Genomic DNA, 25,327 nt, shown 5'->3' on the forward strand with positions numbered 1-25,327 from the left:
TTATGTAGTCGGAGGGCGCGTGCTAGCTGGGGGCCACCACCCGCCGGGGGTCGAACCGGACGGCGGCTACCGGGCAGCACCAGCCCGGTAGCCGCCGTCTTCGTCGTGGAGGGCCCGAGCTCAGCACCGGCGCCGCGTCACGGGCCCCCATCGCGATGCCACCGGGCTCCGATTGGCCGCACACGGCTCACGACCCCGACGTCGTCCGCATGAAGCAGTCGTGGTTCGACCTGCTGACCTGCATTCCGGTTCTGGCGGTGCTGCTCGTGATCACCATGACGACGACCTGGACGTCAACGCTCCACTGGGCAGCCGTGCAACACCAGCGGGCCGCAAAGGCCTTTCCGGCGTTCACAGGTGAGCGGCCCTCACCAAGGTCACGGAGTACCGCCCTGCCGATTGACCGGCAGCCACTCCTCCTCTATCAGGCGGTCGACGATGGGGTCGGCGGGGTCGAGGAGGAATGGTGGGCGGTGGGCGACAACACGGCGTGCGATCAATGCCTGCACGAACGGTTTGCGGCGCCACGGTCGGACGCCCGCCCAGAGTTCGGCGGGCGGTGTCATCGCGAGCAGTTGCAGGTCCGCCAAGCTCTTGGCCGCGGCGCCGACCACGCCGCCCATGACCAGGCCCAGGGCCAACTCGAAGACCGTGCCGAACCGGGGTTGTCCGTCGAACATCACGTACAGCGTGACCGCGTAGGCGAACAGCGGCCACTCGCGCACGGCCATCGCGGCGACCAGCACCACGCCGAGGGCGGCGGCGGTGGCGGTCGTCGGGGAGTCGCCGCTCTCGGTGAACGCCAGAGCGATCCCGCGCGCGACGGCCCACAGGCCGAAACCGGCCGCGATCCCGACCACGAGCCCGGTCAGGCGTGCCAGGACACCGATCAGCGGTGGCCGTCGCAATGGTGTCGCCACCGCACCGGCCAGTACCGCGGCGGCCCAGGGCAAGCCGAACGCCAGCGTGGTGGCGGTCATCGCGGCGGGTAGCAGGACGGCGGTGCGCAGCGCTTCGTGCACCAGCCAGCCCACCTTCGAGGTCAGTCCCGAATACCAGAGGCGTGCGGCCCGGGGGAAGCCGGTGAAACGTTCGTCCACATAGGACTCTCGCGAAACCGCCTCGGCGACTCGGCGCACGCGGTCCACGGTGTCCAGCGCGGACCAGTGGTCTGCGGCCAGCCGCAGGGCTGCTGGTCGGCCGGCGAGCGCCGCCTCGGCTTCGGCGCGGGTGAGCGGCGCGACGGTCAGCTTCGTCGTGCCTGCGGGCAGCGGTGGACCGTCCGCCCACCCCGCGATCACGGCGGGAACGTCGTAGGCGGCGAGGAACTCCTCGACCATGCCGGCGTTGCGCACCGCGTGCGGGCCTTGACCGTGCCCGTCGAGCAGAATCACCACGCGCCGTTCGGCCAGCCACCCCAGGACGGTGGCCGCGGGGACGCCTTGTTGCCGCACCAGCCACCGGGTGAACGGCCGCCGCACGCCGTCGACGGGCTCGATGCGGGCGGGCATGGTCGACAGATCCACCAGCAGCGTTCGCTCCCGCGACTCGTCCGCGAACTCCGACAGCAGCGTGGACGTCCCCGACCCGACCCGGCCCACTACCGCCACCCTGCCGGTCGGGAAGACGTCGGCTATCCGGACCGGCTCGTCGGAGCCTTCCAGCAGCAGTCGGGGCTCGATCCACAGGCCCGATCGCGGTCGGCGGGGTCTCACAGGCGGTGACGCGGTGTCCGGGGCGAAAGGCGGAACGCCGTCGAGCACGTCGATGCCGGCGACGTGGTCGCGTACCAGCGGGTGCGGGAACCGGAACCCCCGACCGGACGGGCTCACCAGTCCCCGGCGCGCGCACTCGTGGAGGAAGGCCCGTAACCGCAGCGGGAGCAGCCCGGTCCACACCAGTGCTGCCCGCCGCACGAGTGGGCCCAGCAAGAATCCGAGCAGGGCGCCTGCCGGCAACGTGAGCACCGAGCCCGGAACCGCCAGCACCAACGCGGTGAACTCGTCGCCCAACCGGTGCTCGCCGGGTCGGACGGCCAGGACGACACCGAGCCCGAGCCCTGCGGTCAACGCGACACCGGAACGGCTGGTGCGCCACTTCCGCCGAGCGTCGAGCACGTGCGAGTCGTCCGGCAGGAGCGCCACGGCGGTGGCCCCGATCATCCCGATCATGCTCACCAGCACCACCCGCTGGAGTTCCGGGTCGGTCAGGTCGAACCACCACAGCACGAGCGCCGCCCCGACCGTCACCGCCAGCGCAGTGCCGAGCTTGGCCGGCCCGCGGGCCGCGAGGACCGCCACGCCGAGCACGCCACCGAGCGCAAGGGTCCGGCCGACGTCCGGCAAGGCCCCGAGCACACCCGCGAGCACCGCGCACACCCCGCCCACCGCGCAGCCCAGCACCAGCCCCGCCACCACGCCCAGCGCCTTGCGCCACCACCGGTCCGCAACAAGGTCGACCGCGTAGCGCTCCGGCTGCGACATCCACCCCAGCACGACCGCCGCACCGGTCGCGAACAGCACGGCGAGCACACCGACGTGGAACCGGGCGACGAGCGGCAGCACCAGGCCGGTGAGCAGCGCGCCGGACAGCGCGGTCGGCAGCACCCACGCCCGCAGCACGGTGGCGACCTCGGCGGACGCGGGAGCGCCCGGCCGGGTCAGTTCGCGCGGGTCCACGCCGTCCGGGTCGGCGGTGTCACGGGCGAGGCGGGTCAGCAGGGCCAAGCGGCGCAGCACCTGGCTCCGGTCCCCGCCCCGCCGGTCGACCAACTCGGTCACGTAGGCGTCCAGCAGCCGTCGGCCCAGCTCGCCGGGACCGGCCGGCCTCGCGGACACGGTCCGCGCCACCCGCAGCCACAGGGGTGTGTCCACGACCTGCCGCAAGTCGTCGTCCAACGGGACGTCCAGGTGCCGTTCGACCTCGGCGGGCGTGAGCGGGGCAATGGTGACGGTCTTGCGCAGCAGCAGCGCCTGCGGCAGGTCGTGGTACGCGGCAGTGCGACAAGACACCACGACGAACGGCTTGGCGCCGGAGTCGACCACGTCGTTCAGTTCCCGCACACACCGCGTCCGCAGGTCGGCGCGGACCTCGTCCAGACCGTCGAGCAGCAGCACGGCACGGCGGGCGCGCAACCACTCGCGCGTGACCTCCGGCGGAACCCGGTACAGGGCGTACGTCCGCTCCAGCAACCAGTCCAGCAGCGCCTGCGGCTCGTCGTCGCGCCGCCTGCGCAGCAGCACGTCCACCGGGCGTGGCCGACGCGGCCGTCGCCCCCAGCCGGCCAGCGGCAACGGCAGCGGCACCGGGTCACCGCCGTCCGCGCGACGTGCGAGCAGGTCCGCGAGCCGCCACAACTCCGTCGACTTCCCCGACCCCGCCGCGCCCAGGACCAGCAGCGACTCCTCCGCGTCGTAGGCCGCGACCAGCGAGTCGGCACCGTCGATCGCGAGCACCAGCGGCTGCACGCCACCCAGGTCGTCCTCCAGCAACTCCCCCACCCGCGCCCGGATTCGCCGCAACGCACCGACCCGGTCCCGCTCCCCGCCGTCGGTCGCGTCAAGCCCGGACCTGCCGCGCTTGCGCAACTCCACCAGGGTCATCAGGCCACCCAGCACCAGCCACAACGGCAACAGCCACGGCCGCAACGGCTCCAGGAACGCCGGGAACTCGTCCGTCACGAGGTTCGTGACCAGGCCGGCGAGCAACGCGAGCCACACGCTCGCGACGAGCGGTCCACCAGGTGGTCTCATCAACGCGGCAGCGTACCGCTGCCCCGGCTGCCACCGGCCTGAACCGGCCGTACTGGTCTGGAAGCGCCGGTGGCCGGTCGGCCGGTGGTGAGCTGGGGTCAACCCCCTCAGCGGTGGGAGTTCGGGGTGAAGGGGGTGTCGTTGATCTTCTGCGAAGCTCAGACCGGTGACTCCTACTACCGCCGGGTCAGCGCGGTGTTCCGGGACGGGATGAACGGGGAACCCTGCCGGCGGACCGGCGACAGCGGTTGGCGGACGCACTGGAGGGCAATGACCCCAAAGCCTTCGGGCAAGGTCGTGTGGTCTCGGGCAGGCTCGCGATCGAGCCCGGCTTCCGCTTCGTTCACGGACCTCGGAACGCCGCACAGCACGTCAACGTCCGTTCCTCGGCTGAAGCGGAGGTCGTTCGCAGGTAGCCCGCGCACACCCACAGCTCCAAGGCGGCACCGGTGACCAGCGCATTGCGCCCGCCGCCGATCGCCGGCCGCATCCCGCCCCGATCAACAGCACCGCCGCCACCACTTGGACGAGGACCACCGACCACGCGAGCAGCGCGAACCGGCCCGTCCCCGATGAGCGTCCCGACCCCGACGCACACGCCAAGGACCGCGGCACAGGTCACCGATCCCGGCCGCAGCCCCGCCTCGTCCGACAACGCGTCCAGCCGTGTCACGGTGCTCCTCCGCCTCGACCACTCGATCTCCGTATCGTCGAGTTCCTCCCGACGGTTGCGCGTCGACGTGATCGCGCGGTGGATCGGGTTGCCGAGGACGCAGTGGGCCGGCGGGTCGAGGTTCGTACCGCCCTACGCCCGGAACAGTTCCCAGCGTGGCATCAGCACGAAGGCGAAGGCGCACAACCAGACGACCCGGCCGGCGACGATCAAGCCCGAGACGTCGCCCATCACCGATCCGACCACTCCGACCGCGACGCCGATCGCGAGCAACGACAAGCCCCACCGCTGCCACGACCACAGACCAGCCAGGGCGATCGCCTCACCCAGCAAGCCCAGGATCAGCAGCATCAACGGGATACCGAGCGTCCGCCCGCGGTCCACCTCCCCCACGGCCTCGACGAGGAACATCGCCCCGACCACGAGCACCCCGGCGCTGTAGATCGCCAGCCACGCGGTCAGCGCGAACCCGCGCCCGGAAGGCTTCTCCACCACACTGCCACCCATCACGATGCCGTCCTCCGCGTCCCCTGCTCGCCTCCGACGCAGGCGTCACCTCGATAGGTCCCCGACGACATCGCATTCCCCGGATCGGAGCAATGTGGAGACGGCGGTGCTCCGCGGTACCCCAACGGGCAGCGCAGACCCGAGCATGAAGAGCCAGGGCCCGCACACCCACCGGACATCGACCCACACCATCGACCCGCCTGGCGAGTACCCACGCATTGGGATGTGCAGGCGTTTCGGAGCAGGGAGCCTGCCCCTGGGGTGGTCGCCGGCGTCCTCTAGTCGCGGACGGTCTTGTAGCGCAGGAGGACCGCGCCCGATCCAAAGGTGCGGTTCTCCACCAGCTCCAGCTTCACCCAGTCGTTCAGCGACGGGAAGAACGGTGTGCCGCCGCCGATCGCGACCGGCGTCACCAGCACGTGGAACTCGTCCACCAGGCCGGCCCGGACCAGCGGTGCGGCCAGCGTCGCGCCGCCCACCTCCATCAAGCCGTCCGTCTCGGCCTTGAGCCTCCTGGCGGTCTCGACCACGTCACCCCGCTCCAACCTGGAGTTCCACTCGACCGACTCCAGGGTCCGCGAGAAGACCACCTTCGGCATCGCCAGCCACAGCCGCGCGTACTCGGCCTGCACCGGGGGCACGTCGGGCGCCTGACCGGCCGTCGGCCAGTGGGCCGACATCAGCTCGTACAACCTGCGCCCGTACAACGACAGCGCGACCTGCCCGGTCCGGTCGTTCCAATACTGGTGCAGCTCCTCGTCCGGCACGCTCCAGCCGAGGTCACCGTTCGCGTCGACGGTGTAGCCGTCCACCGAGACGTTCATGCCGTAGGTCAGCGTTCCCATGGCGGTACACACTGCCGCAGCGCGGCGAACCCACCGCGCCGCCACGCCGTCCCCCATCTCGTCGGGGCACAACGCCCGGTCCAGAGCAACACCGCACGGGCCCGACGCCAGGCATCGAACGCCGAGTAGACCTTCTCAGGCGACACGGTCAGAGTCCGGTAGTGCTCCGATGGCGAACCAGCGGGGTGTTCGAGCACAAGACCTCTGAACCATCCACCCGGCCGAACGGGTTCCAGCATGCCGCTCGATTTCGAGGAGGCCTCACCAATCGGCGGTCGTCGACTACTGGTACGCGCATGCCTCACCATGCCGTGGCCCGACCTCGGTGGCCTGAAATTCGAGAGACCGGTGGTCGATCGTGTACGTGGTCCGCCCGTTTCGCCGATGGTGACGCCGGGCCGCGTACACGGCACACGATCGGGTCGTCGCCTGGTCCGAGCAGGGGTGATCACGGTGGGAACGGCCGTGATGGCGGTCGGAGGACGCCGCCGTCGACCGGGAAGCGCAATCACCTGTCTTCCAGTTGCCGTGAATTGGTCGAATAGTCCGGGGAAAGCCACCGTCTCGGCGGTATGGGAGCATCGATCGGGAAAGTATCGTTTCGAATCCGTTGGTTCTCACCGGCGACATCAGCGGTTCCGGGGTCTCCGCGTGCACTTCCCCGCAACCGACTGGTGCACTTCCCTGCCCATTTGTGCGAAAGGCTGCCCAAGTGACTCCTTCTCGTGCTGCCCGATTAACCGGCGCGGTCGTCCTCGCGATCGGGCTGGCCATTCCTTCCCTGCCGGCGGTCGCCGCGCCCGTCGACGTGGCGACCGTTTCGTCCACCGCTGCGCCCCGCGTGTCCCTCGGCATGGCAGAGGCGATGAAACGCGACTTCGGCTTGAGCGCCGAAGGCGTCGAGACCCGCTTGGCCCAGGAGGAACGGGCTCGCGGGGCCGAGGTCGTCGCCCGCAAGCTCTACGGCTCCGCGTACGCCGGGAGCTGGTTCGACCCGGCGACCGGCAAGCTGGCCGTCGCGGTCGCGGGCGCGACCGCGGCCGACCGGACCGGCCTCGACGCCACCGTCGTGCCCGTCGCGCACAGCTACGCGCAGCTCGACGCCGCCAAGACCGCCATCGACCGGCAGGCGGGCCGCGCCGCGCCCGGAGGTGTGAACGGCTGGTACGTCGACGTGCGGACCAACACGGTGGTCGTGACCGTCAACCGGCACAAGGTCGACGCCTCGGTGAAGGCGTTCCTCGAGCGGGCCGAGGCCGTGCACGAGGCCGTCCGCGTGGTCGAGGAAGACCACTCGCCGGTGCCGTACGCCGACGTCGTCGGCGGCTGGCCGTACTGGATCAACAACGCGGGTCGGTGCTCCATCGGCTTCGCGGTGTACGGCGGGTTCGTGACCGCCGGCCACTGCGGCACCCCCGGCTCCCAGGCCACCGACCAGTACGGCGCGCTCTACGGCTACTTCGCGGGCTCCACGTTCCCCTACTACGACTACGCGTGGGTGCAGACCGGCGCGGGCGTGAACCTGTGGGGATACATGGAGGGCTACGACGGCTACTGGTACTACGTCCGCGGTTCCGCGCAGGTCCCGGTCGGCTCCGGCGTGTGCCGGTCGGGTTCGACCACCGGAATGTGGTGCAACTACATCCAGGCCCGCGGTCAGACCGTGAACTACCCGCAGGGTGTCGTCTACAACCTGACGCGCACCAACGTCTGCGCCCAGCCCGGCGACTCCGGCGGCTCGTGGCTGAGCTCCAACCAGGCCCAGGGCGTCACGTCGGGCGGTTCGGGCAACTGCTCCTCGGGCGGCACGACCTACTACCAGGAGGTCAACCCGATCCTGTCGGCCTACGGCCTGTCGCTGATCCTGACCTAGGGCGCTGACCACGTACTTCCACCGGCTCGGGGACGCACCCGGCAAGATCCCCGACACCGGCTCGTGGTGATCTCATGCTCGGTGGTGACGTGGTCGCCGCCGAGCATGAGGCCGGGTCGACGCCCGAACCGGTCAGGGCACGTCGATCAATATGTTCGCCCAAGCGGTCACCCACAGCCGCGGTGGCACCCGGACCTCCTCGCCGGCCGCGACTACGACCGCTCCTCGGACGACCTCCGCGCGCGGTTGGTGGAGTGCTCGCGTCGAGCGTCGCGCGCCACGACGGTGGAACGCCGCTCCACATGATCCTCGGCTACCCCGCCCCACCCACTGGTCATCCACCATTGCGGGTGGCGTCACCGACGACAGCCTTGGCACAGGCGGCGACCGGCCGCAGTTCGGCCGCGGTGGGGCCGCGGGCTTCACCGGCGAGTTGGCCGCGGTCGCCGGCGTGTCCGGATCGATCGGCGATGCCTTCGTGCCACGGCGCCGGCCCGGTGACTCGCCAGTGGACGACGCGTCGGCGGTCGGCCTCCTCAGGCCTCGAAGCCGGTGCGCACCGCGGTCGCGAGGCCGTGGTGCGCTTGACCGGAGGGCGTCCGAGCCGGCTCCGGTCGTGGGTTGACCGGTGCCGGCCCGCTACGCCCTTCCCTGCAAGTACGCCAACTGGTCGAGGTTGTTGGGGTCGTTGTTGTCGTTGACCGACATCGTGACCGTGGCGCCGTCGGTGATGCTGAGGTTGTAGGAGTTGGAGCCGTTGACCGGCCCCCGGTAGGGCCCGTAGGAGGCGCCGGATTCCCCGACCTGCAGGGTGGTGTAGATCGTGTCGCTGTCATCGCGGGTGTCGTAGGCCCAGAGCACTTCCCCGTAAGGGTGGAACTCGGACTTCGCGACGAGAGTGGAGCCGACGTACAGCTCGACCTTGATCGCGATGCCGCCGGCGTCCTTGCGGAAGAAGGTGCCGTCCCAGGGATCGTTGATCCGGCAGCCGTCGCTCTGGGCCACCACGGTCAGGGTGCCGGACAGGCGTTGGCAGTTGCCCGTGTCGACCTGAGCCCAGCGGACCGTGGGATTCGGGCTGTACGCCTGGGCGTTGCTCGTCGTGAAAGCGAACGAGCCCGTGAAGGCCAAGGCCGTGATGATGCCGGCCGCCAGTCGACGTCGGTGTGTTCCGCGCATGTTCTTCTCCATCGCTCGAGGTCGTCCGCGCCCTGGACTTGATGGGAGCGAGCGGTATCGGAGTCGTCGGGGACGAGCCTCTCGACTGGGTCTTCAGAAAATCTTGTGCGCCGTCGACCGGGCCGCGGACCCGGTGTCCGAGGTGTCCAAGGTTTCGACCAGGTCGCACGGCCATCGTCGGACACCTGGTCGGTGACGGAACAGAAGGGGGAACCATGCGAATCCGGCGGATCTTGACGGCCGCGGCGCTCGGAGCGCTGTTCGTGCTCGCTCCGGCAGGGGGCTCGTCGCAGGCCGCGCCCGTGGAGGCGGCGGCGGTGACCTGTGGCAACGCCCACTGGCCGCACGAGGTGGAAGACGGGAGGACGGGAGCCGTGCGGGCCGCGGCTGCGCCCGCGGCGGTCCACACCGGACCGTACGGGGCGTGCACGGTGGTGGGGTACCTCGGTGACGGGGTGCCGATCCAGTACGACTGCTACGTGGTCAATAGCTACGGCAACACGTGGACGTGGGTGCACGGGTTCGGGTGGGTGTTCGACGATTACCTGGTGGGCAACGGGGCTTACTACCCGTGCCCGTCGAGCTGACGGCCGGATGCGCCTGGTCGGCCGCACGCGACTCGCATCCGCGACCTGGAATTCCCGGCGCGGATGCGATCGCGCTTGGAATGCGTGCCGCCATTGGCGTGGCGGCCTGCGATTTGTGAGGTGGCGTCGGAAACCTCCTGCGACGATGCGTTGATGGGGGTTCGCTTCGCTGTGCTCGGGGACGTGGAGGCCCAGGTCGACGGGGTGCGGGTGGATCTCGGCCACTCACGCCAACGCTGCGTGCTCGTCGCTCTCCTGGTGGACGTCAATCGCGTGGTGCCGACCGGTCGGTTGATCGACCGGGTATGGGGTGATCGGGCGCCTGAGAGGGCGCGCACGACGCTGTACGGCTACCTGCACCGGTTGCGCAAGGTGTTCCCGCCCGGCTGCGGCGCCGTGATCGAACGCCGGTCCGGTGGGTACGTGCTGGTGGCGGACGCGCGGGAGGTCGACCTGCACCGGTTCGCCGGCCTGGTCGAGCAGGCCCGAACGACGTCGGACCGCGCCGAGGCGCTCGGCCTGCTGGACCGCGCCGTGGCGCTGTGGCGGGGCGAGCCGTTCGCCGGGCTGGACACGCCGTGGCTCGCCGAGGTCCGGTCGGAGGTGGAGCGCGGTCGCGTGGACGCGGAGGTGGACCGCGCGGAACTGGCGCTGGAGCGGGGACGGCACGCCGAGGTCGTGGACGTCCTGCGCCCGTTGGTCGCCGCGCACTGGACCGACGAACGTCTCGCCGTCCGACTGCTGCGGGCGTTGCACCGCGGCGAGCGCCGCGGGGAGGCGTTGACGTTCTACCGGACGTTCCGCGACCGGCTCGTGGAGGAACTGGGCGCCGAACCCGGGGCACCGCTGCGCGAAGCGTTCCAGGAAGTGCTGGTCGCCGATCAAGGGCTGCCCGCCAGCCCGGCGGGATCGGTGGGCGCCTGGCGGCAGCTGCCGATGGACGTCGAGGAGTTCACCGGGCGCGACAGGGACCTGCGGCAACTGCGCGAATGGGCGAGGATCGGCTCCCGCCCCGCCTCCTCTGCGCCGACGATCGCCGTCATCACCGGCATGGCCGGTGTCGGCAAGACGCGGCTCGCCGTGCGCGTCGCGCACAGCCTGGTGGCGGACGGTCGGTTCGACGAGGTCCAACTGTGGTCGGACCTGCACGGTTTTCACGAGGCACGCGACCCCGCCGACCCGTCAGCGGTGCTGGAGCGCTTCCTGCGGCTGCTGGACGTGCCCGGCGAACGCATACCGCAGGACCTCGACTCGCGGGCCGCGCTGTACCGGGACAGGCTCGTGGGCAGGCGCGCCCTGGTGCTGCTGGACAACGCCGCGTCGGCCGAGCAGGTGCGGCCGCTCCTGCCCGCCTCGCCAGGGGCGCTGGTGCTGGTGACGTCCCGGCACGTGTTGTCCGAAGTGGACGGGGCGCGCCTGCTGCCGCTCGACGTGCTCAGCCGCCAGGAGTCGGTGACCGTGCTGGCTCGCGTGGTGGACGACGGCCGCGTTGCCGTCGAGCCGGAGGCCGCCGCGAAGGTCGCGCAGCTGTGCGGGAACCTGCCGCTCGCGGTGGTGCTCGCCGCGCGGAGGCTGCGGACCCGGCCGAGGTGGACGGTGGCCGACCTCGCCGACCACCTGACGCCTTCCGGTCGGCGGCCGGCAACCGCGCTCACGAGCCTGGACACCGTGTTCGACCTGTCCTACCGGGCGCTGCCGCCGGTGGCGCGCAGGACGTTCCGGCTGCTGGCGCTGCAAGTGGGCGACGACTTCACCGCCGAGTCGGTCGCGGCGCTGTCCGGGCACGGGGTCGAGGACGCCGAGCAGCAACTGGAGCACCTGCTCGACGAGCACCTCGTCCAGCAGGCCGACGCGCGTCGCTACCGGCTGCACGATCTCGTCCGCGAGTACGCCCGGCGGCGCACCGCCGTCGAGGGCGACGAGGTGGACCGGGCGGTCCGCCGGCTGCTCGTCTGGTACCTGCACGCGGCCGAGTCCGCGCGTGGCGTGCTCGACCCGACCCGCGTGCGGATCATCGACCTGCCCGAGCCACCCGCCGACGTGGTGGTGCCGTCGTTCTCCGGATACGACGACGCGGTGCGGTGGTTCGAGCAGGAGCACGCCGCGCTGACGGCCGCGGTGCGGACGGCGGCGGCGCAAGACCTCGCGGTCGTCGCGTGGCAGCTGGCCTGGGTGCTGCTCAGCTTCCACTACCCGCGCAGCCACTGGGACGACTGGATCGGCTGCTACCACGCCGGCCTCGCCGCCGCCAAGCAGGCGGGTCTGCGTCGCGGCGAGGGCATCATGTGGCGCGGGCTCGGCGTCGCGTACAGCGACCTGCGCCGCTACGACACCGCCGTGCACTGCCACGTGCGGGCGCAGGGCCTCCTCGAGGAGGTCGGCGACGTGCACGGCCAGGCGTGGAACCTGAACAACCTCGGCGTCATCCACGTGGACCTCGGCGAGCTCGACCGCGCCGCCGACTGCTTCCGCCGCGCCCTGCCGATGTTCCGCGCCACCGGTGACCGGCAGGGCGAGGGCTTCGCGCTGAACAACCTCGGCGACACCTACCTCGGGCTCGGCCGCACGGACCTGGCCGCCGACCACCTCGAACGCGCTCTCGCGATCCAGCGCGAGACCGACGACCAGATGGGGCTGCAGTTCACCTTGAGCACCCTCGGCGAACTGCACCACCGGACCGGGTCGTACGGCGAGGCGCTGCGCTACCACCGCGAGGCGCTGGCGTTGAGCCGACGGCTCAACCACCCCCGCACGACCGCCCGCGCCCTCACCAACCTCGCCCGCACCCACGACCAGCTGGACGAGCCGGCCGAGGCCAGGCGTCACCGGCAGGAGGCTCACGACATCTTCCAGGAGATCGGCGACCCCCAGGCCGCGGAGGTGCAGGACCCCGTCAGGACCTGATCGCGCGCCGACCCGGCCGTCCTCCGACAGCTGTCCTGCACCCCCGTGAGGTGCGCGGGTCTTGGTGTTCGCGTGCCCGGATCGCCCGACGGGAGGGTGGCGGCGATCCACTCGGCGAACGTGGTGGGGCGCGGTGGTGGTCGTCGGGCTGGGGTCAACGGGTGAGTTGTCGGGCTTCGGCGAGGGCGCGGTGGGTGTGGTGGAGGTCGTCTTCTTCGGCGGGGACGTCCAGGACCAGGGTGCGGACGCCCAGCGCCAGGTAGCGGGAGAGGTAGGTGCCCACCTCTTGGTAGCCGCCGACCAGGTAGGGGCAGAAGGTGTTGTAGTTGCGGAACGGGTGGAGCCAGTACGGCGTGTCCGTGCCGGTGTGGGCGGTTTCGCGGGCTGCCAGGTGGCCGTGCCAGTGGGAGTCGGAGACTTCTACCGCCATCTCGTGGATCAGCCTGCCGGTCTCCGAGTGGGGGAACCGGGTGGTGGCGGCGCGCCAGGCCTCCGCGCTGTCGGGGCGGGCCAGGACGCCTATCCGGATGCCCTCGGGACAGGGTTCGCCGGCCTCGTAGTCGTGCACGGGACGGGGATAGGCCAGGCGGGGTACGCGCAGGTCCCGGGCGGCTCGTGCGGCTGCCGGTGAGGAGCCGGAGAGGAAGTAGCGCGGGGCCAGGTCGGGTCGCAGCGGGCGGGAGAAGTGGGCGTTGCGCACGCTGAAGTAGTCGCCGGAGTGGCTGTAGGTGGTGTTGCCCAGCAGACCCTGGACGATGCGGGCGTACTCGACCAGGCGGGTGTAGCGGGTGTCGTGCGGCAGGTGGTCGTCCAACGACTCCAGGTGTTTCACGAAGCCGCCGGAGACGAGGTTCACGTGGACGGGGCGTTCGTGCAACTGCCCCAGCGTGGTGATCATCTTGGCGACCGAGTGCGGGTGCATCGCGATGGGTTGCACGGCCACCAAGGGCACGGAGCGTTCGGTGTGCAGCATGGCCAGTTGGGCGAGCAGCCACGGGTCGACGTTGTCGTTGTCGCTGTAGATCAGGAACCCGGTGCAGCCGCTGCGTTCGGACCAGCGCATCACGTCCGAAGCCCGCGAGCGTCGGACAAGTCGGGCTCGGTGCGGCTGCTCGGCGCGCGCATCGGGCGGAACCTGGAGCTCGACGGTGCCCTCTTGCGCAACCCCGACGGCCCTGGACTGCACGCTGAGGGCGTCAGGGTGGGCCGGGCCCTCAGGATTCGCAAGGCGGATGTGAACGTCGAGTGCAAAACGGGTGCGATCCAACTGGTGAACGCACGGGTGGGCGGCGACGCGTGGCTGGACGGAACCCGGGTCCACAACGACTTCGGCCCGGCGGTGAACGCGGAAGGGTTCAGCGTCGGCGGCTCTCTTCTGCTGTGCCGGGGGTTCACCGCGACCGCGGAGTCGCCGGAGCTGGGGACCGTGCACCTCATGTCGAGCCGGGTCGGCTCACGACTCGACCTCGGCGTGGGCCGGAAGGACACGGGTGACATCGTGGAGGCGGCCGCAGGATGGGAGCCGACGGAGAATCCCGCGACGCTCTGCAACAAGGCGCAGAACGGGCTTGTGCTCGACCTGTCGTGCGCGACGACGAACGACCTGAGGTTGCCCCCGGAGGTCGTGTGCGAGCCCGAGGACGGGTGGTGTTCGACGGGGAACAAGGTGATCCTCGTCGGCCTGAAGTACACGACGTTGTCGAGGGAGTCCACCCACCGGCATTGGCCCCATCTGCTCGGTCACCACGTGGACCTCTTCGATGCCGAGCCCTACCAGCACCTCGCCACGGTCCTGCGAGGCAGTGGTCGGGCGGGTGAGGCGCGGCAGTTGCTGATCGAGTTGGAGAACGAGCGCCACCGCCGGAGGAGCCGACCGGTGCCGACCGGATCCAGCGCGTGGCACTGGACCAAGCGGATCGTCCTCGGGCACGGGTACAAGCCGGGGAGGGCCCTGTACTTCCTCCTCGGCGTGTTCGGGCTGGCTCTGCTGCTCTCACTGGCGGCCTGGTCGGCGGACTGGGTCCACAGACCGGCGATCCGGGTGGAAGGGCAGGAGCTCCCGGCAGCGTCGAAGTCTCAGGAACTGGACCACCGGTTGCGGTGCAGCATCGGCGCGACGGTGCGGATGGCTGTCGACCTGTCCGTACCGCTTCTCAACACCACCGGACGAGCAGGGTGCGATTTCCGACCGAACTACCCGCCCAACGTGATCGGCTTCGTGCTCGGGTTGTTCCTCCAGGTCATGGGCTGGGTGTTCGCGACGTTGTTCGTCGTGGGGTTCACCGGGGTCGTCCGCCGGGAGTGACCGGGTCTCTCCGCCACCAGCCACGTAGACCTACCAGGGGGCGAGAGGCCGGCGTGGGCGGTCTTCGTGCTCGGGCCGACCGCGGTATCCGCTGTGGACGGAACGCCCGAGCACCTCACGCCTTCGTCAGCCAGAACTTGATGCCCACTTCGACATCGCCGAGTTCGCCGGTGTCCGATGCCGCGGCGTCGGCCTCGGAGCGTTCGTTGATCTCCAGCGCCAGCACGGTCTCCGCGATGTCGCGGCTGTGCTCGCGCACCGCTTCCGCGACCTCGCCGGTCGCCACCCAGCCCAGCTTCACGCGGTCGGTCACCTCGAAACCCGCCTGCTTGCGCGCGGCTTGGACGAGGCGGATGACTTCGCGTGCCACGCCGGCCCGTCGTAGTTCCAGCGTGATCGTGGTGTCGAGGGCGACCGTCACCTCCTGGTTGCCGCCGACCTCCCAACCCTGCCGCGGCACTTCGCTGAGCAGCACGTCGTCCGGGGTGATCGTGACCTCTGCACCCTCCACCACGACGAGGCTCTCGCCGCTCTCCTTCAGGGCACCGGCCAGCGCGGCGTGGTCGGCGCCCTGGATCGCCTTCGCCACCACCTGCGTCCGCGAGCCGAACCGCTTGCCCAGCGCCCGGAAGTCCGGCTTGACCGTGATGTCCACGATCTCGCCGGCCCGGTCCAGCGGCACGACCTCGTGCACGTTGAGCTCGTCGGCGATCTCGGCGACCAGCTCGGCGGGCAGCCCGTCACCGGGCACGCCGACCAACGCCCGGCTCAAGGGCTGCCGGTTGCGGATCTTGGTGGCCTTGCGCACCGCGCGGCCCACTTCCACCACCTGGCGCGTGAGGACCATCGCCGAGCGCAGCGCGTCGTCGGCACCCGCCGGGTCGGGTTCCGGCCAGGACGCCAGGTGCACCGAGTCCTCCGCCGCCGGCTCGCCGGGCCGGATCACGTGCTGCCACACGTGTTCGGCGATGAACGGGACGAACGGCGCCATCAGCCTGGTCAGCACGTGCAGGCACTCGCGCAGCGTCGCGAGCGCGTCCGGGTCGCCGTGCCAGAACCGCCGGCGAGAGCGCCTCACGTACCAGTTCGACAGGTCGTCGACGAACTGCGCGAGCACTCGGCCGGCGCCGGCGGAGTCGAACTCCTCCAGCATGGCGCCGACCGACGACACGACCTGTGCCAACTCGGCGAGCACCCACCGGTCGGCGACGACCCGTCCGGCGATGGGCGACTGGGGCGACCGCGGCGTCCACGAGCTGGTGCTCGCGTACAGGGTGAAGAACGACGCGGTGTTCCAGTAGGTCAGCAGGACCTTGCGGGCGATCTCCTCCAGCGGGCCGTCGCCGACGCGGCGCGGCGACCACGGCGAGCCGGAGCAGAGCATGAACCAGCGCAGCGCGTCCGCACCGTGCTTGTCCATCAGCGGGATGGGCTCGACGATGTTGCCCAGGTGCTTGCTCATCTTGCGCCCGTCCTCGGCCATGATGTGCCCGAGGCAGACCACGTTCTCGTAGGGCGAGCGGTCGAATATCAGCGTGCCGACGGCCATCAGCGTGTAGAACCAACCGCGGGTCTGGTCGATGGCCTCGCAGATGAACTGCGCCGGGTAGCTCTTCTCGAACAGCTCGACGCTCCCCTCGACGTACGGGTAGCCGATACCGGCGAACGGCATCGCGCCCGAGTCGAACCACGCGTCGACCACCTCCGGGACGCGCGCGGCCCGCTGACCGCAGGTCGGGCAGTCGAAGGTGATGTCGTCGACGAACGGGCGGTGCGGTTCCAGCCGCGACAGGTCGGCGCCGGTGAGTTCGCCGAGCTCCGCGCGGGAGCCGACGCACACCTGGTGGCCCGAGGCGCACTGCCAGACCGGCAGCGGGGTGCCCCAGTAGCGGTTGCGCGACAGGGCCCAGTCGATGTTGTTCGACAGCCAGTCGCCGAACCGCCCGTGCTTGAGGTGACCGGGGTACCAGTTCGTGCGCTCGTTCTCGCGCGCCAGCTCCGCCTGTCGTGCCGTGGTGCGGATGTACCAGGAGAGCTGCGCGTAGTACATCAGCGGCGTGTGGCAGCGCCAGCAGTGCGGGTACTGGTGCTCGAACGCCAGCGACTTGAACAGCAGCCCTCGCGTCTTCAGGTCTTCGATGAGGGGTGCGTCCGCTTCCTTGAAGAACTGGCCGCCGACGAGGCCGACCTCCGGCAGGAACCTGCCATCGGCGGCGATCGGGTTGACCACCGGCAGCCCGGCACGGCGGCAGGCCGCGAGGTCGTCCGCGCCGAACGCGGGCGCCTGGTGGACCAGACCGGTGCCGTCCTCGGTGGTGACGTAGTCGGCGGTGATGACGATGTGCGCGTCGGGGATGTCGACGAGGTCGAACGGCCGCCGGTAGCGCACACCGGCCAGTCCCTCGCCCTTGATGCTCGCGAGGACCTCGACGTTGTCGCCGAGCACCTGCGCCACGAGCGGCTCGGCCACGACGAACGTGCCCTTGTCGGTGCGCACGACCTGGTACTCGACCGCGGGGTGCACGGCGACCGCGGTGTTGGACACCAGCGTCCACGGCGTCGTGGTCCAGATGAGCAGGTCGACGTGCGGGATGCCGTGCAGCTCGCCGTCGACCGGCAGCCGGACGAACACCGACGGGTCGACCACGGGTTCGTAGCCCTGCGCGACCTCGTGGTCGGAGAGCCCGGTGCCGCAGCGCGGGCAGTAGGGCGCGACCCGGTGGTCCTGCACCAGCAAGCCCTTGTCGCTGATCTGCTTGAGCGCCCACCAGACGCTGTCGATGTACTCGGGCGACATCGTGCGGTACGCGTGCGTCAGGTCGACCCAGTAGCCGACGCGCTCGGTCATCGCCTCGAAGTCGCCGACGTGGCGCTGCACGGACTCGCGGCACCTGGCGTTGAACTCCTCGACGCCGATCCTCTCGATGTCCTGCTTGCCCGAGAGCCCGAGCTCCTTCTCGACCGCGATCTCGACGGGCAGCCCGTGGCAGTCCCATCCGGCGCGACGGGGGACGTGGTAGCCCTTCATCGTCCGGAATCGGGGGAAGAGGTCCTTGAAGACCCGGGCCTCGACGTGGTGCGCACCCGGCCTGCCGTTCGCGGTGGGTGGCCCTTCGTAGAAAACCCACTCCGGGCTGGACGCCCTCTGCTCCACGCTGCGCGCGAAGATGTCCCGCTCACGCCACAGCTCCAGCACTTCGTGATCGACCGCGGGCAGGTCGACCCGCGAAGGCAGGGGCGTGTAGGGGGATCGGTCGGACACGGCACTCCTCCGGGACGAGGAACGGTCGGTACAACCCGCCGAGGATAGCGACTCTCCCGGTCGGACGGTCGCGAAATGCTGTTCGCCGGCGAATAGGCACGACCCGACGGGCACATTCCCGAGAAGTTGCCAGAGGCCCGGCCCGTCCGGCCGGCACCGACGGCCCGTCCGGTGCGTTCCGGCGGCGCTTCACGATCAGGACCAGTGCGCCCAGGGCGGGGGCTGGCGCTGCGGCTGCGCTGATCTCCGGCACGGGACTCTCGTCCACCGCCGTCCTCGCAGTGGACGACGGCGGAGTCTCGGTCGACGCGTCCACGGCGGCCAAGGTCAGCTCCACGCTCGCGGTGTCACCGGCGGAGCCCTGCACGGTCGCGCGGGTGGTGCGGTAGCCGTCCAGGGCCGCGTCGACCGTGATCCGACCCGCGGCGATCGGGCTTGCCGGCGCCCGACTTGATCGAGAACCGGCCGCTCGGGTCGCTCGTCGTGCGGTACTCGTGCCCGACGCTGTCCACGACGGTCAGGGCCACGCCGCCGATCGCCTTGCCGCCGGCGTCGCGGACCCGGCCGGACACGCCGTCCACCTCGGACGACGGCTTGTCCGCATCGGGTCGCGTCGCGCCCGCGCCGTGGATGGAGATCATCCTGTAGTCGTAGCTGTTCTGCCCGCCGAGCCGCACGGCGACCGAGATGTTGACAACCGAGGGTCTCGCCCGCACTCACCTCGGGCGCGACGACGGTGGCCGCGACGTCCTGGCCCTGGCCAGGTTTGAGGTTCGGCTCCGCCCGACAGCCGGCGGTGCACGGCAGGCCGCCACCGACCACCACGATGGCGGTGTCCGCCCCGCTCCCGCCGCTCGTGACGCGGAACCGGACTTGAACCTTGTCGCCGGGCTTCACGTTCTCGGCCGACACGCTCAGGATGCTGATGGGTGGTCGCGAAGCCGAGCCGGCGCCGCCGAAATCCGACGGCCCCGACTCCGCTCGATGTCCACCCGACCGGAACGGACCCGGCTAACGCCGGACGGCCCCTTCCAGCAGGCTCCGGTGGCTGATCATCCACCCGGCCGCCCGGGCCCGCCAGGACAACGCCCACAGCGGTCCCGGATCACTCGACTCCGGCGTGATACCCGCGTACGTGGCCTCCGCGGCGCAGTCCCGGATGGCGAAGTGGATCATCCGGTCGACCAGGCCGCCCCGTTGTCCCGACGGCAGGGCGTAGCCGTCCAGGAACAGCCCCAGCTGCCGGGCGCGGTGGACCGCGTCGGGCAGGCCGTTCCGCTCGGCGACGTCGTCGTCGTGCAGCTGGGCGTTCCACCACGCCGCGCCGGCGACCTCGTCGAGGCGGTCGACCGGCCCGGCGAGGGTCCAGTCGACGAGTCCGACGGGGAGGCCGTCGCGGGCCACGATGTGCCAGGGCCCGGCGTCGCAGTGCCCGATCACCGTCTCCGGGCCGGTGCCGTGCAGCCACCACGGCTGCCACACCGCGTCCACGGGCGGCCGGAACCCGGCGGTGGCGGTGTGCAGCTCGCGGAGCAGCGCACCGGCCCGCCAGACCCCCTCGTCGGTCCACGCGTGCGGATGCACGATCGTGCCTTCGAGGTAGGTCAGGACTTCGTTGCCCTCGGCGTCGAGGCCGTCGCCGACCACGCGGGGGGCGCCGGTGAAGCCGACGTCCTCCAAGTGGCGCAGCAGCGCGTGGACGGTCGTCGTCCAGCGCTGCGCGGGTCGCCTGACGGTCCGGCCGACGAGGGTGGCCTTGCTGGGTCCGCCTTCGGCCGCTGTCAGAGGTTGTGCGGATGGTTCGGGGTGCACGGATTTCTCCTCGTGGAGTGCGGGACCTGGTTCACGGCACCGCGGTGCGGTGCCGATCGGCCGGCTCGGGTGGTGACCCGGGAGCCGGCGAGGACCGCCACGAGGCGAGGAGTGCGCTGCGGCTGCTGCTGCCGGTTGACGCCGTGGCAGCGGTCAGGACGTGGTGCGCTCCCGCGCCGGGACGGTCGGGACTCCACCGAGGACCATGCACGCCATGTCTTCCCCCTCGAATCGTCGGATCTCGGACACGGTAACGATGTTCACGCGGCACGCCCAACGGTTTTGACCGCCGCCGGCTCCGCTGTCACGCGCCGGATCCCGGCTTTGCGCTCACACGGAACCGACGCTACCGACCGCGTGCCGCTTGTCGTTGATCGAACCGGACATTCGCCGACCTGGCCGGCGCCGCCTGTCGGATGATGACGTAGAACGGGTCCGAGTCGAGGATGTGGTCGTCGGTCAGCCATCGACCGTAGATCTGACCCGCCGTTTCATTGTGCAGGGCGTTGAGCGGCCTGACGGCATAAGTCAACACGCGACCCTCGTCAACCCTGGCGGAGTTCTCGTAGGTCGTGGCGAACGGGTATTCGTCGCACTGCAGCACTTCTCCGGCGTCGTTGATCGTGTAGTCGACCCCGAAGTAGTACTGGCAGGTGCGGCGGACCTTGCGATGCGAGCCGGCGATGTCCTTGTCGGTGTCGTAGTCCTTGTAGAGCCGATGCAAGGGCTCCTCGTTGATCCGACCGGGAACCTTCTTGCCGACCACGCCGGGCTTGGTCGAGGTGATGTCGGTCTGGGCGTCCCTGATGAACCGGGCCGATTCTCCGTGACGCGGATCGTCGGCGAAGAGCGACAGCGAGGAGGCGACGTGGGTGAACACGCACCTGCTGCCGCTCACGTACGTCGCTTCGTCGCAGCGGATGTGCTCGGTGGGGCTGAAACCCGTGTCGGGGACACCGATGGGACCGACGAGGGTGGAGACGAGGTCGAACGCGAAATAGCCGCGCTTCTCCGCGGCGTACTTGTCGGCCGGGACACCGGTGGTGGTCAACGTCGCGGTGAACCACACCGCACCCGACGCTCCGTCCAGTTCCCACTGGCGCACGGTCTTCTCCGCCGTCGGCGGGGACACGGCACAGCTGCTCTGCCTGTTGAGGTCGGCGTTGAGGCAGCCGACCTTGAACGACAACGGGCTGTCCTTGAACGTTTCACCGGTGTCGTACCAGTGGATCAGTCGCAGACCGAATTTGACCCTGTTCTCGGCGTTCTGCGCCACACCGACGAAGACCCGGCGGAAGAACGTGCTGCCGGCATGCTTTATCTGGCCGTTCTCCAGCTTGTTGTACCTGATTTCGAGGTCGGTTCCCCGGCAGATGTTGTACTTGTTCTTGAACCACCAGTGGGGCTCGTCGGCGCCGTCGTGCCTCTGATCACACTCGTCGAACGTGATCGGGTCGATGACATCGGCACCGGTCGCGTCGGACATCAGCTCGACCGTGTCGGCCGGTGTGTCCACCACGTACTTGCCGTCCTCTGCCAGCTTGTGCAGATCCTCGCCCTTGGGCCCGGCGGCGAGTCGCCTGGCGTGGATTTCCGCCGCCTGGGCCGACGAGCCGGTGTACCGGTAGTCCCGATTGACGTCGAGCGCCTGCGCCTCGACGGGGGCAGCCGGGTTGCCCGCAGCCACCGGAGGAGCCGTGATCAGGGTTGTCACGAGCAGCGCGGCCGCCAGTTTGCCGATGGTGTTCACGTGATCACCTGCCTTTCGCGCGGTTGTTGTCTGCAAGCTCAGGTGATCAGATCCATGATGAGCCACCCGTTTCCGATCTGCACCGGTGTCCCCAGCGCCGGCGACGCGCCCCAGCCTCGGAACGGGTAGTACAGCAACGCGCCACTCGGTGTCGATTTCACGACGTCGTTCCTGCCGTCGCCGTTCACATCCATCAGGAACACGCGGTGTGTCGTCGCAGCGGCGAACTGCCCGGCCGCGAAGGTCCACGGGTTCGAGTGATCCCACGTGTCCGGACCGTTGAGCTTGTGGGTGTGCCTCGTGGCCAGCATGTCGCCCTTCAGGAGGTTGAAACCGGCCAAGTCGGGATCTTCCCGGCTCCACTCGACAAAGAAGTCCCATTCGTTGATATCGGCGTGGCCGTCGAAGAGGTACTGCCGGGGCCGGAACGTCGACTTCCCGTTGAAGCTTCCACTGTGCAGGTAGACGTACGCCCTACCGTCGGCGTTGTCGACGCCCAGTATGTCGTCGAAACCGTCGGTGTCGACGTCACCGACCATCAGCTTCTCGTAGATGTTCCAGTTGGTCCCGACGACGACCGGATCCAACCACGTCCTGGTGCCGTTGAAGGTGCCGCTGTGCGGGTAGACGAGCAAAGCGCCGTCATTGCGGCGCGCGAGCAGGTCGGCCGGCTGTTCCGCGGTGGTCTCGTACTCAGGCGTATCGCCGGTGAGCTCGGCCACTCCGACCCAGTTCATCGTGTTCCAGTTCGTGCCCACCAGCGTCTTGGCCGAGAACACGTTTCCCTGAGCGCTTCCCGAATGGGTGTAGGCCCACAACGCACCGCTGTGCACGTCCGGCTGGCGAGCGAGGACATCCGGCCAGCCGTCACCGGTGAGGTCCCGGGACCGCGCGGTGGAGCGCTGGATGCGATCGCCGACCGCGGCCGGCACAGCACGGTCCGACTCGGCCGACGCCAACCCCACAGGCTTGGGAGTGGCCGATCTCGACGGGCCGGATGATGCCGACGCGACGGTCGACGCCGGCGCGCCTGACACGATCATGATCGCCAGGAACATCCGCAGGACCAACCCGCGTTTGGACAGCATTACCTCTACCTCCTCGTGGTGGTGCCCGGTCGGGTTCGGGTGACGGGCGCCCAACCGGCGGATCGCCGTAGTGCGGAGGTGACCGCCTCGGACCGGGCGGTGAGCGTTGCCGCCGTTGTCCGGCAACACCCACTCAACCCCACGTGGACCTCGCGCCGTAAAGCATTCGAACCAGTTCGAATCCACCACGACGGGCGACCCGCACTCGCACCGCCTCCGCGCCCATCGACCCCGATCCGGCCAAGAAGAGGGTGGTCGGGTGCCGAACGCGTCGCTCCGCGGGGCGCGGGGCCGGCGGTCGGCAGTCGGCATGTGTGCCCGGTGTATCGGCTGGTGAACGACCTGGTGGTCACGGACCGCTGTGGACGTATGCCGCCCACGTCGTCGGGGTGTCCGGACGGGCGGCGCGTCCGGCTCGCACGGCGTGGTGGAGCGCCGCCGCGGCCGAGGCAGCGCGGAGCACGTCGTCGGACATCATCGCCGAGTACGCGTGGTCGGTGAGGTAGGGGGCGAAGTCGTCCGGGACCTCCCACAAGGTCGCGATCACGTGGGTGAAGCCGATCGCGTGCAGCACGCCGGCCACGTGGTCCTCCACGTCCGTTCACCGGCTGATGTGCACGAACGCGCTCCACAGCGCCGGACGCGGGGTCGGCGAGGTCGGCCAGTGCGTGACAGCAGAAGTGCACCACGCTGGCATCGGCGAGCGCGGAAGACACCGCACGCGGGGTGGCCTGGCTGTCGGCCAGGACGCGCACCGGTCCTCCGAGCAAGCCGGCGACCGCGGCTGCTTCCTCCGTCGCACGCGGGAGCGGTCGACTGGGTGCCTCCGATATGGCCACGACCACCGCACGAGCGTCGGTGATGCCGACTGGCGGCCGGGAATGCGCGTCGACCAGCGCGCGCAGCGTCGTGGTCGTCGACGACACGAGGTCGGTGCGACCCGATCCCAGGCTTGCCGCGGCGTGCAGCGGCAGCGCGCCGAGCACCCCTGTCGGCATCCACCACACGCGTCCGCAATCGGGCCCCAGGGCGTCGACGACCGGGCCGGCGGTCGTTCTCCGGAGCCAATCGAGCGTGGAGTGCATGACCGAGTCGGTGCCGCCGTCGGCGGCCTCCACCGCCCGGACGAACCGCTCGACCCGGCCGGCGACCTCGGCGTGGTCCAGGTCCGGCAGCGGGACGAGCCGGACACCGGATTCCCGGACGATGAGGGCGCCGCACCCGAAGCGGGACACGTTGACCACGACCACCGGTCCCCGGGCGGCGGGCGCGAGGTCGTCGAAGCGCAGCGGCGCGCGGAACCGCTCGAGGCCGGGCACCTCTCGCCGGATCCGGTCGACCACGTGCTCCCACCCGGCCGCGATCTCGCGGCGCGCGGCGGCGGGGTCCGCCATCGAGGCCGGGTCCGCGTCGAACCCGGTGCTCGACGCCGTGTCCGCGCTCAACAGGGCGGAGAGGCGATCGAACTCGTCGGCGAGGGCGATGGCGAGGGGCGGACCTCGTCGGCGGCACCACGCTGCTCGGTCGGCTGAAAGGCTTCAGCTGCTGACGGGTGAACCCGGACAGGACGCGCGCTGTGACGGTCCGACCGAGGGCCCGAGCCAGCGGCCGCCGCGTCCGCTGTTGGGGATGAGGGTGCCGCCTGGGCGATCAACCTCGCGGTCGCCGAGCGGCAGATCCGCAAGCGGCCCCGCCGTGGCACCCCCCGCGGCGCCGGTCCAGGTGTCACTGCCATGACCGGCCGGATCACGCCGGGCGATGGGGTCCCAGGCTACGAGCTCCCGCTGGAGGGACACCTCGACAACCATTGGTACGACTGGGATTCCGGCCTGACCACGCACGACGAGAACGACGGCACCACCACGCTACGCGGCCCAGGACTCGACCAGGCGGCCCTCCACGGAGTCCTCGCCCGCGTGCGCGACCTCGGCACCGCCCTCATCTCGGTCACGACCGGACGAGGCGCACGCCGGTCGCGAGCAGCCAGACGAGCCAGGCGGCGAACCCCAGGAGCCCGACGAAGAGCAGCGGCGAGCCGTCGGCGATCGCGAGGTTGCCGAGCCCCGCGGCGAGCAGCAGGCTCCCGCCAACCAGACCCAGCAGGCGCTGCCAAGCCGGAGTCAGCCCGCTCGCGTGCGCGGCGAGGGCCGCGCCGATGAAGGTGGTGCCGAGCGTCGGCAGCGCCAGCGCGAACGCCGCCGCGTGAACCTGCCAGACGAGCGCGAACTCGGGCGTCGGCCCGGCGAGCCCGCCGGCGGAAAGCGCGAGCCCGATCTGCAGGACGTTGACGAGCACGAAGATGGCGGACAGCGTCGCGCCGGCGGCCAAGGCGAGGCGCGACCAGTCGGCGCCCGCTCCGCCGCGCCGCTCCACGAGGCCGTGCAGGCCCGTCACGAACACGAGCAGCAGCGGCAGGTACAGGGCCACCAGACCGGACGCGATCGCGACCGAGTCGCGGTTGGCCGCGTAGTAGGCCAGCACTTCCTCGATCGGAGCGTCGAAGGTCGGCGCGCCCGTTACCGCCAACACCGCGTTCTCCACCACCACCGACACCACGAACGCGATCGCCGCGGCGCCGACGAGCCGGCCTCGAACGAACCGACTGCGGGCCGGCGTGGTGGCGGTGTTCTGCGGTGATCTCATCTCTTACTCCTTCGTTTCAGTCGGATGGCGGGTTGTCGAGCAGGTTCGGGGTGTTCGTTCGGATGTCGCTCATCGTTTCTCACTTCGTTTCCGCGCCATTCGTCGGCGCAGGAATGGCCGGAATGCCGTTTCGGAGGTTTGGTTGGG

17 protein-coding genes and 2 pseudogenes are annotated in these 25,327 nt (G+C 70.5%); 6 read left to right on the top strand and 13 right to left on the bottom strand.

Annotation, left to right across the window (positions count from 1 at the left end):
• Positions 1–377: 377 nt before the first annotated feature.
• The 3 genes from LNK82_RS00400 to LNK82_RS00410 all read right to left on the bottom strand — a co-directional run bounded on the left by LNK82_RS00400 (position 378) and on the right by LNK82_RS00410 (position 5,777).
• On the bottom strand, positions 378–3,752 hold the full coding sequence (locus tag LNK82_RS00400) for an NACHT domain-containing protein (RefSeq protein ID WP_230564847.1): 3,375 nt from the start codon (positions 3,750–3,752) through the stop codon (positions 378–380).
• An 805-nt stretch (positions 3,753–4,557) separates the two neighbouring features.
• Positions 4,558–4,935 (bottom strand): hypothetical protein, encoded by a 378-nt coding sequence (locus tag LNK82_RS00405; RefSeq protein WP_230564848.1) that lies wholly within the window; start codon positions 4,933–4,935, stop codon positions 4,558–4,560.
• 275 nt (positions 4,936–5,210) lie between these two features.
• Positions 5,211–5,777 (bottom strand): dihydrofolate reductase family protein, encoded by a 567-nt coding sequence (locus LNK82_RS00410; protein WP_230564849.1) that lies wholly within the window; start codon positions 5,775–5,777, stop codon positions 5,211–5,213.
• Positions 5,778–6,642: 865 nt separating this feature from the next.
• Between LNK82_RS00410 and LNK82_RS00415 the strand changes: the two genes are divergently transcribed.
• The gene (locus LNK82_RS00415; RefSeq protein ID WP_230564850.1) at positions 6,643–7,650 is read left to right on the top strand and encodes a S1 family peptidase; all 1,008 of its coding nucleotides are present in this window, start codon (positions 6,643–6,645) and stop codon (positions 7,648–7,650) included.
• Positions 7,651–8,289: 639 nt separating this feature from the next.
• Here LNK82_RS00415 and LNK82_RS00420 read toward each other — a convergent pair.
• Entirely contained in the window at positions 8,290–8,829 is a 540-nt protein-coding gene (locus LNK82_RS00420) for a hypothetical protein (RefSeq protein ID WP_230564851.1), read from the bottom strand.
• A gap of 215 nt (positions 8,830–9,044) precedes the next feature.
• On the opposite strand from LNK82_RS00420, the gene LNK82_RS00425 reads away from it, so the two are divergent.
• Positions 9,045–9,416 carry a hypothetical protein gene (locus LNK82_RS00425; RefSeq protein WP_230564852.1) on the top strand — a complete coding sequence of 124 codons (372 nt, stop codon included), beginning with the start codon at positions 9,045–9,047 and terminating at the stop codon, positions 9,414–9,416.
• 153 nt (positions 9,417–9,569) lie between these two features.
• Positions 9,570–12,320: an AfsR/SARP family transcriptional regulator gene (locus LNK82_RS00430; protein WP_230564853.1), complete on the top strand. Its 2,751-nt coding sequence runs from the start codon at positions 9,570–9,572 to the stop codon at positions 12,318–12,320.
• Positions 12,321–12,474: 154 nt separating this feature from the next.
• On the opposite strand, the gene LNK82_RS00435 is transcribed toward LNK82_RS00430, so the two are convergent.
• Positions 12,475–13,641 (bottom strand): LLM class flavin-dependent oxidoreductase, encoded by a 1,167-nt coding sequence (locus LNK82_RS00435; RefSeq protein WP_308257134.1) that lies wholly within the window; start codon positions 13,639–13,641, stop codon positions 12,475–12,477.
• Here LNK82_RS00435 and LNK82_RS00440 point away from each other — a divergent pair.
• Positions 13,591–14,625: a hypothetical protein gene (locus LNK82_RS00440; protein WP_230564855.1), complete on the top strand. Its 1,035-nt coding sequence runs from the start codon at positions 13,591–13,593 to the stop codon at positions 14,623–14,625. The two genes, LNK82_RS00435 and LNK82_RS00440, sit on opposite strands and share 51 nt — an antisense overlap.
• A 115-nt stretch (positions 14,626–14,740) precedes the next feature.
• On the opposite strand, the gene ileS is transcribed toward LNK82_RS00440, so the two are convergent.
• The 7 genes and pseudogenes from ileS to LNK82_RS48175 form a co-directional block, all read right to left on the bottom strand.
• Positions 14,741–17,887, bottom strand: coding sequence for an isoleucine--tRNA ligase (gene ileS / locus LNK82_RS00445; protein WP_230564856.1), 3,147 nt, complete (start codon positions 17,885–17,887; stop codon positions 14,741–14,743).
• Positions 17,888–18,234: 347 nt separating this feature from the next.
• A complete protein-coding gene (locus LNK82_RS00450) occupies positions 18,235–18,603 on the bottom strand; it encodes a carboxypeptidase-like regulatory domain-containing protein (protein WP_230564857.1) in 369 nt (122 codons plus the stop codon).
• 295 nt (positions 18,604–18,898) lie between these two features.
• Positions 18,899–19,699: an aminoglycoside phosphotransferase family protein gene (locus tag LNK82_RS00455; RefSeq protein ID WP_230564858.1), complete on the bottom strand. Its 801-nt coding sequence runs from the start codon at positions 19,697–19,699 to the stop codon at positions 18,899–18,901.
• A 346-nt stretch (positions 19,700–20,045) separates the two neighbouring features.
• On the bottom strand, positions 20,046–21,449 hold the full coding sequence (locus LNK82_RS00460; protein WP_230564859.1) for a hypothetical protein: 1,404 nt from the start codon (positions 21,447–21,449) through the stop codon (positions 20,046–20,048).
• A 38-nt stretch (positions 21,450–21,487) separates the two neighbouring features.
• Positions 21,488–22,537, bottom strand: coding sequence for a hypothetical protein (locus LNK82_RS00465; RefSeq protein WP_230564860.1), 1,050 nt, complete (start codon positions 22,535–22,537; stop codon positions 21,488–21,490).
• A 349-nt stretch (positions 22,538–22,886) separates the two neighbouring features.
• A complete protein-coding gene (locus LNK82_RS00470; protein WP_230564861.1) occupies positions 22,887–23,132 on the bottom strand; it encodes a CHAT domain-containing protein in 246 nt (81 codons plus the stop codon).
• Between the two features lie 100 nt (positions 23,133–23,232).
• A pseudogene (locus tag LNK82_RS48175) lies at positions 23,233–23,565 on the bottom strand (CHAT domain-containing protein); the annotation flags it as partial.
• Here LNK82_RS48175 and LNK82_RS00475 point away from each other — a divergent pair.
• Together LNK82_RS00475 and LNK82_RS48675 are read left to right on the top strand one after the other, a co-directional pair.
• Positions 23,500–24,069, top strand: a complete 570-nt coding sequence (locus LNK82_RS00475) for a hypothetical protein (protein WP_230564862.1) — start codon at positions 23,500–23,502, stop codon at positions 24,067–24,069. The pseudogene LNK82_RS48175 and the gene LNK82_RS00475 sit on opposite strands and share 66 nt — an antisense overlap.
• A 201-nt stretch (positions 24,070–24,270) precedes the next feature.
• Positions 24,271–24,429, top strand: a pseudogene (locus LNK82_RS48675) (DUF8691 family protein); the annotation flags it as partial.
• Positions 24,430–24,484: 55 nt separating this feature from the next.
• Here LNK82_RS48675 and LNK82_RS00480 read toward each other — a convergent pair.
• The gene (locus LNK82_RS00480; RefSeq protein WP_230564863.1) at positions 24,485–25,180 is read right to left on the bottom strand and encodes a hypothetical protein; all 696 of its coding nucleotides are present in this window, start codon (positions 25,178–25,180) and stop codon (positions 24,485–24,487) included.
• Positions 25,181–25,327: the final 147 nt, after the last annotated feature.

The sequence above is a fragment of the Saccharothrix luteola genome (assembly GCF_020859565.1).
In the GTDB taxonomy this organism is placed as follows: domain Bacteria; phylum Actinomycetota; class Actinomycetes; order Mycobacteriales; family Pseudonocardiaceae; genus Actinosynnema; species Actinosynnema luteola.